This is a genomic window from Corynebacterium provencense (genome assembly GCA_900049755.1).
Lineage (GTDB): Bacteria > Actinomycetota > Actinomycetes > Mycobacteriales > Mycobacteriaceae > Corynebacterium > Corynebacterium neomassiliense.
Map to the genome: position 1 here is coordinate 214,231 of LT160593.1, position 7,392 is coordinate 221,622.

The 7,392-nt window shown below is 68.3% G+C and carries 6 protein-coding genes and 1 riboswitch; of the genes, 5 read left to right on the plus strand and 1 reads right to left on the minus strand.

Annotated features, from left to right (window positions below; all coding sequences use genetic code 11):
- Position 1 precedes the first annotated feature (1 nt).
- Positions 2-547, minus strand: coding sequence for a hypothetical protein (locus BN3906_RS07425; RefSeq protein WP_066586643.1), 546 nt, complete (start codon positions 545-547; stop codon positions 2-4).
- Between the two features lie 116 nt (positions 548-663).
- Between BN3906_RS07425 and BN3906_RS07430 the strand changes: the two genes are divergently transcribed.
- The 5 genes from BN3906_RS07430 to BN3906_RS14830 all read left to right on the plus strand — a co-directional run.
- Positions 664-1,353: a TetR/AcrR family transcriptional regulator gene (locus tag BN3906_RS07430; protein ID WP_187119916.1), complete on the plus strand. Its 690-nt coding sequence runs from the start codon at positions 664-666 to the stop codon at positions 1,351-1,353.
- Between the two features lie 207 nt (positions 1,354-1,560).
- Positions 1,561-1,687: riboswitch (glycine riboswitch) on the plus strand.
- Between the two features lie 59 nt (positions 1,688-1,746).
- Complete coding sequence (gene gcvP / locus BN3906_RS07435; protein ID WP_066586654.1) at positions 1,747-4,689, plus strand: aminomethyl-transferring glycine dehydrogenase; 2,943 nt, start codon at positions 1,747-1,749, stop codon at positions 4,687-4,689.
- Positions 4,690-4,693: 4 nt separating this feature from the next.
- A complete protein-coding gene (gene gcvT, locus BN3906_RS07440; protein WP_066586656.1) occupies positions 4,694-5,914 on the plus strand; it encodes a glycine cleavage system aminomethyltransferase GcvT in 1,221 nt (406 codons plus the stop codon).
- 30 nt (positions 5,915-5,944) lie between these two features.
- On the plus strand, positions 5,945-6,328 hold the full coding sequence (gene gcvH, locus BN3906_RS07445; protein WP_066586658.1) for a glycine cleavage system protein GcvH: 384 nt from the start codon (positions 5,945-5,947) through the stop codon (positions 6,326-6,328).
- A gap of 36 nt (positions 6,329-6,364) precedes the next feature.
- A partial coding sequence (locus BN3906_RS14830) for a TtfA family protein (RefSeq protein WP_495697495.1) occupies positions 6,365-7,392 on the plus strand: 1,028 nt, incomplete at its 3' end.

Here is a 7,392-nt window from a genome sequence, read left to right on the forward strand (position 1 = left end):
GTCATGCTGTTCTTTTCCGGCCGGTGGGGGCGAACAGCTGCCAGACCGGGCCTGTGACCAGCCAGATGACCAGGACGGTCGCCATGGGGCGGTACCAGGCGCGCAGTGTTTCGGTGGCGGCGTCGGCCTGGGGTGTGCCGCTGACGAGGAGGACGCAGACCTCCAGGACCGCGGTGGCGACGGCGGCGGCGAGGAGGGCGCGTCCGAAGTCGACGGTCTCGACCCGGAGTGCGGGGCCTCGGTCGGGTTCCGGGACGTCCTCGTGCCGGATCCGTCGACGGTAGGCGCGGTCTGCCCGGGCGATCACCCGGTGGCCGAAGACGACGGAGAATCCGAGGTAGAGGGCGGCGAGTCCGTGGGCGAACCCGGGTTCCCCGCCGGTCCGCAGGTCGATGACGGTGAAGGTGAGCAGGAGAAGGTCCACGACGGGGCTGGCTGCGAGGAGCACCAGTCCGGTGCGGGGGAGGTTGAGGGGATAGCGGGCGACGAGTCCTGCTGCGATGAGGACCCAGAATCCGATTTCGCAGGCGATGATGGCTGTGACCATGGCGTCTTTCCTGTGGTTGCGGTAACTGCCCGAAGTAGCACAGCTGTACTACAAGGGATGACGGAAGCGAGAGTAGCACAGTCGTATCAGAAATGGTGGGGCGCTACAGTGGCCCCATGTCCCGTAAGAGCGCCACCGAACGCCGCGCCGACGCCCTCACCGCCGCCCGGAGGCTCATCGTGGAGCAGGGGATCGAGGCGGCCAGCGTGCGCAATGTCGCCGCAGCCGCAGGAATGTCGGCAGGATCGCTCCGCCACATCTTCCCCTCCCACGAGGACCTCTTCGTCGCCCTGCTGGAGGACGCCGAGACCACGGTCGGATCCCGGATCGGGGAACTGATCGACCGGTCCCGTGGGGGGGAAGACACCGATGACGTTCCCGCCGACGGGAGCGGGTGCACCCCGGCAGACCGGAGGCGCGCCCTCGCACTGGAACTGCTGCTCCAGGTGGAACCCGTGGGAGGGGGGGACGCCGGGGGCCGGCCCACCCCCGCCGGCGGAGGAACACGGTCGGACCTGCTGGCCCAGCTGGCGGTGCTCACCGCGAACCCGGGCAACACCCGGCTCGCCGAGGTCCGCCGTCGCACCGGTAAGGCACTGGACGGTCTGTGCCTCCATGTGGTGCGGGAACTGCTCGCCGACACATCCGCCGACCCTGCCGCGGTGGACGTGCAGGCCACGGCGCTGGAACTGCGGCTGATCCTGGACGGCACAGCCCTGCGCGTCCTCGAGAACCCGGACTTCGGTGAGGAGCAGGTGAGGAAGTTCCTGGCGCACACCCTCGACCGGCTGATTCCACCGTCCTGACCAGGGATGAGGGGAGAGCGCCGACGCGACCGTCACCCCCTCCCCGTTCGGCGTGTCCCACGTCACCGCAGCAGTTATACTGAGCCCGCACGAACCACAATTTCATGCGCCGCTCGTAGCCGCGGTGGGAGAGGCCGGTGGAAGTCCGGCCGCCGTAGGAGCAAACACCTCCCCGTCAGACACTCTCAGGCACCCGTACCGCCACGGCGAGGCAACTCTGGAAAGTGCAGGTCACCGTCGTTCGTGAGCTGCCGCCGAAGGAGAAAGGCACCCTAGGAAGCACACCAGCGTGGTCATGCTGAAGCTCTCAGGCACCCTCGACAGAGTGGGGAGGACTACCATCCACGCACATCTCCGCGCGCCAGGAAACACCCTGCGCAGGAAGAAGAAGACATGGCAGCCCCCCACTACCAGCGGCACATCGGCCCGGACGCCGACGACACCCGTGCCATCCTGGACACGCTCGGCTACGGGAGTACTGAAGCTCTCGCGGCCGCCGCAGTACCGGCGTCCATAGTCCAGGACACACCGACCGACCTGCCCCCGGCGCTCGACGAAACCGCCGCGCTCGCCGCACTGCGGGACTTCGCCTCGAAGAACACGCTGAAGAAGCAGCTCATCGGTGCCGGCTACCACGACACGGTCACCCCCGCGGTGATCCGCCGCAACGTCGTCGAGAACCCCGCCTGGTACACCGCCTACACGCCTTACCAGCCCGAGATCTCCCAGGGCAGGCTCGAGGCCCTGCTGAACTTCCAGACCATGGTCGAGGACCTCACCGGCCTGCCCGTCGCCGGAGCCTCACTGCTCGACGAGGCCACCGCGGTCGCCGAGGCAGTCCAGATGATGGCACGGCTGAACTCCAGGGCGGCGAAGAAGGGCGGAGTCATCCTTCTCGACGAAGCCCTCCACGATTCGAGCATCAACGTCACCCTGACCCGGGCGGCGGCCGCAGGACTGCCGGTCACCGTCACCCCGGTGGACGTCGGTACCGTCCGCCGGCTGGCAGAGGAGGGCACCGTGATCGTCGGTGCAGTGGTGTCGAACCCGGCGACCACCGGTGAGCTCCGTGACGACCTGCCGGAGGTGGTCGCGGAAGTCCACGACCGGGGTGGTCTGGTCACGGTCGCCGCCGACCTGCTCGCGCAGGTGCTCGTCCGGTCGCCGGGGGAGGCGGGAGCCGACATCGCCGTCGGGTCCGCACAGCGTTTCGGGGTCCCGCTGTTCTTCGGCGGACCGCACGCCGCATTCCTGTCCTGCCGCGAGGAGTACCAGCGCAAGATGCCCGGGCGCATCGTCGGCGTGTCCGTCGACGCCGAGGGGACGCCCGCCTACCGGCTGGCACTGCAGACCCGTGAGCAGCACATCCGCCGTGACAAGGCCACGTCGAACATCTGCACCGCCCAGGCACTGCTCGCTGTCGTCGCCGGTTTCTACGCCGTCTGGCACGGACCTGACGGGCTGCGGTCCATCGCCACCGGAATCCACTCCCGCGCAGTGGCCCTGGCGGTCGGACTGGCCGAAGCCGGTCTGACCCTGGCGTCCGACCTGTTCTTCGACACCGTCACCGTCGAGGTCACCGACGCCCCCTCGATCGTCGCCGCGGCGTGTGACGAAGGTTTCAACCTCCGCCTCGTCGACGACATTCACGTCGGGGTCTCGGTCGGAGAATCCACCACTGACGCCGATATCGCGGCTCTGCTGCGCATCATCGCCGGTTCCCGCGTCACCGTCGACACCTCCGGTTTCGTCCTCGACGAAGGTCCCCTGTCCGGGTACCTGCGCACCGACGACATCCTCACCCACCCCGTGTTCAACACGGTGAGCTCCGAGACCCAGATGATGCGGTACATGCGTCGGCTCGCCGACCGTGACCTCGCCCTGGACCGGACGATGATCCCGCTGGGCTCCTGCACCATGAAGCTCAACGCCGCCGTGTCCATGGAACCGATCACCTGGCCGGAGTTCGCGGGCATCCACCCGCTGGTGCCCGAGGACCAGGCGACCGGCTGGCTGGAACTCATCTCCGACCTCGAGGACCGTCTGGCGAAAATCACCGGGTACGCCGCCGTGTCCGTACAACCCAATGCCGGATCCCAGGGAGAGTTCGCCGGTCTGCTGGCCATCCGCCGCTACCACCTCTCGCGTGGGGAGGACCAGCGCACCCTCATCCTCATCCCGGCGTCCGCCCACGGCACCAACGCCGCCTCCGCGGCACTGGCCGGGCTGAAGGTGATCGCCGTGAAGTCCGCCGCAGACGGTTCCGTCGACCTTGCCGACCTCGACATGAAGATCATGGAGTACGGTGACCGGATCGCCGGCATCATGATCACCTACCCGTCGACCCACGGCGTGTTCGAGGAGCACGTCGACGCCGTGTGCGAGAAAGTCCACGCGGCGGGAGGACAGGTGTACATCGACGGTGCCAACCTCAACGCACTCGTCGGGCTCGCCCAGCCGGGTGTATTCGGCGGCGATGTCAGCCACCTGAACCTGCACAAGACCTTCACCATCCCTCACGGTGGCGGTGGTCCCGGTGTGGGACCGGTGTGCGTCGCCGACCATCTCATCCCCTTCCTGCCCACCGACCCCTGGAGTGACCCCTCCGTCGCACCCGCTGTGGTCGGGGGACGCCCGGTCTCCGGGGCCGTCTACGGCTCGGCCGGGGTGCTGCCGATCTCCTGGACCTACATCGCGATGATGGGTGGGGAGGGGCTCACCGAAGCATCGCGGACCGCGCTGCTCAACGCGAACTACATCTCGCACGAACTCGCCGCGTCCTTCCCCACCCTCTACACCGGCAGCAACGGTCTGGTCGGACACGAGTGCATCCTCGACCTGCGCGAACTCACCAGGCAGTCCGGGGTCACCGCGGCCGATGTGTCCAAGAGGCTCATGGACTACGGTTTCCATGCCCCGACCCTGGCCTTCCCCGTCGCCGGCACCCTGATGGTGGAGCCGACCGAGTCCGAGGACAAGGGAGAACTCGACCGCTTCATCACCGCGATGAGGAGCATCCGGGCAGAGATCGACGAGGTCATCGACGGAAAGGTCGCGGTGGAGGACTCGGTCCTGCGCCACGCCCCCTTCACTGCGGAATCCGTCGTCCGTGACGATTTCGAGGACGCCGTGTCCCACGGACACTTCACCCGGGAGAAAGCGGCCTTCCCGGTCCGGTCCCTGCGGCGGGACAAGTACTTCCCCGCCGTCCGCCGCATCGACGACGCCTACGGCGACCGCAACCTGGTCTGCACCTGCCCCCCGGTCGAAGCATTCGACGTCAGCGGGGAGACCGACAGCGGTTCCGCCACCTCCGCAGAGCACGAGGAGAACTGACACCATGCCCCGGAAGACAGCACTTCATGACATCCACGCCGAACTCGGCGCGAAGTTCACCGACTTCGGCGGGTGGGACATGCCCCTCAGGTACGCCAGCGAACTCGACGAACACCGTGCCGTGCGCGGGGCTGTCGGCGTGTTCGACCTCTCACACATGGGAGAGATACGCGTCACCGGACCGGAGGCAGCGGCCTTCCTCGACCATGCCCTGATCTCCCGCATCTCCGCGGTGAAACTGGGGAAGGCGAAATACTCGATGATCTGCCGTGAGGACGGCGGCATCATCGACGACCTCATCACCTACGCACTCGGGGAGAACGAGTACCTTGTCGTCCCCAACGCCGGCAACGCCCGGACAGTGTTCGAGGAGTTCACCGAACGGATCGGGAACTTCAACGTCACCGTCGTCGACGAGACCGAGGAGACCTCGCTCATCGCGGTGCAGGGTCCGAAGGCGGCAGAGGTCATGCTCAGGATCACCGACTCCGTCACCGCCGCCCCCGCCGCCTCCGGGGCAGCAGCCGACGGAGACTCCGACCCCGTCGAGGCGGCGGTGGAGGGACTGCACTACTACGCGGCCTTCCGGGGCACCGTCGCCGGAGTCCCCGCACTCATCGCACGGACCGGGTACACCGGCGAGGACGGGTTCGAGATCTTCGTCCGTGACACCGACCCGGATGACACCCCCGGTACCGGCAGTGGTGCCGGCAGTGGCGCCGCAACGGTGTGGAGGGCAGCCCTCGCCGCGGGTGAACCTTTCGGCGTCCTGCCCTGCGGGCTCGCCGCCCGCGACACCCTCCGCCTGGAGGCGGGCATGCCCCTCTACGGACACGAGCTCTCCACCGCCGTCACCCCGGTCGACGCCGGTCTCGGCGTCCTGGCGGCGACGGGAACCAAGGACGTGTTCGTGGGACGCGACGCCATCCTGGCGGCCAAGGAGAAAGGCCCGGACCAGCATCTCATCGGGCTGGTGGGTGAGGGAAGGCGTGCCGCCCGCGAAGGCTACGAGATCCGGGACGCCGAAGGCAACCGGCTCGGAGAAATCACCTCCGGCGCACTGTCCCCGACCCTGGGCCACCCGGTGGCGATGGGCTATGTCGACGCCACCGCCGCGCAGGACGGTGGACCGGCGGCTGTCGGCTCCACCGTCACCGTCGACATCAGGGGGAAGAGCTTCCCTTACACCGTCGTCGAACCGCCGTTCTACAACCGTGAGAAATAGAATTCCTTCAACTGCACCGAGGAGAGAACAATGACTGAAATTCCCGCCGACCGCCTGTACTCCGTGGAACACGAATGGGTGAACTCCACCGACATCAACCCGGGGGACACCGTCCGCGTCGGGATCACCCACATCGCCGCCGACGCCCTGGGTGAGATCGTCTTCGCCGAGCTTCCCGAGGTCGGCACCGAGATCGAGGCAGGGGAACCGTTCGGGGAGGTCGAGTCGACCAAGTCGGTCTCCGACATCTTCGCACCGGTCTCCGGGGAGATCACGGCGGTCAACGAGGAGATCGCGGACAACTCCGGTCTGATCAACGAGGACCCCTACGGGGCCGGCTGGCTCTACGAGGTGAAGGTCACCGGTGTCGGTGACCTCGTGGACCATGAGGCCTACGCCGCGGACAACATGTGACGCGGACGGAGACCACCTCCGCCTAGACTGTCGTTGATGTCTTACCCGGTTGTCGCCCTCGTCCTCGGGCTCGTACTGCTGATCTCAGCTGCGGGCCTGTTCCTGCGTGCCTCCGGACAGGACCACCGGTCCGGCAAGGGCACTCCGCCCGGCGGTGAGGGTTCCACCGGTTTCACCGGGACCGCCGGTCGGGACAGGGTGACAGGACAGGACGCCCGGGGTGCGGACCGGGGTCGTCCGCGACGGAACCCGGGGGAGAGCCGGCCCGCGGCGTCCTCCCCCCGCTCCCCGGGGGATGTGCCCTCACCTGCGGTACCCGCGGCAGATGCCGACGTTCCGGCCGTACCGGTGACTCCGGGCACACCTCAACGCAGTGAGGAGGTCCCGGGTCATGGGCCCGGGCCGACCGCAGCACCCACGTCCGGCGGTCTGTTCGGTGCGCGGCGTGGGCGCCGGAACTGGGCGGCCTCCCACGGCTTCGAGTACACCCGTGAGGACGCCTTCCTCACCGTGGAGTGGCCGGTCAGCCTGATCCGTCTCATGACTCCCACCGACTCCGGTCCCACCGCCCGCGACCTCGTCTCCGGCTTCGTCGACGGGCACCAGCTCCACATCGCCGATGTCGCAGGGTCGACGGTGTTCGCCCTGCGCCGGGGGGCCTATTCACCGGTGGACGTGCACATCAGTGCGGTCGCGGCGGTGCCCGCGGGAATGCGTCACGACCGGGCTCTCGACCGTCCCCCGTTCAGTGTCTACACGACGGACGTCCGCGCCGCGGCCCGGCTGATGGACGTCCGGGTCGACACCGCACTGCGGGGACTGACGGGTGACGTCTCCGACGTGGCATTCTCCGGGGCGTGGGTGGCGGTGCGCTGCCCGCGCAGGACCGACCCGGACAGGTGGGACGCCCTGCTGCCCCACCTCACTGCGTTGGGGACGGCGTCGCGGGTACTTCCGCCCCTGGTGACGTCCGCGACGCTCGACATCACCGTCGCCGACCCGACCAGACCCAGACCGGCCTCGGGAGCGCGGGTCGCCCCCGTGCCCGTCCCTTATACACCTCT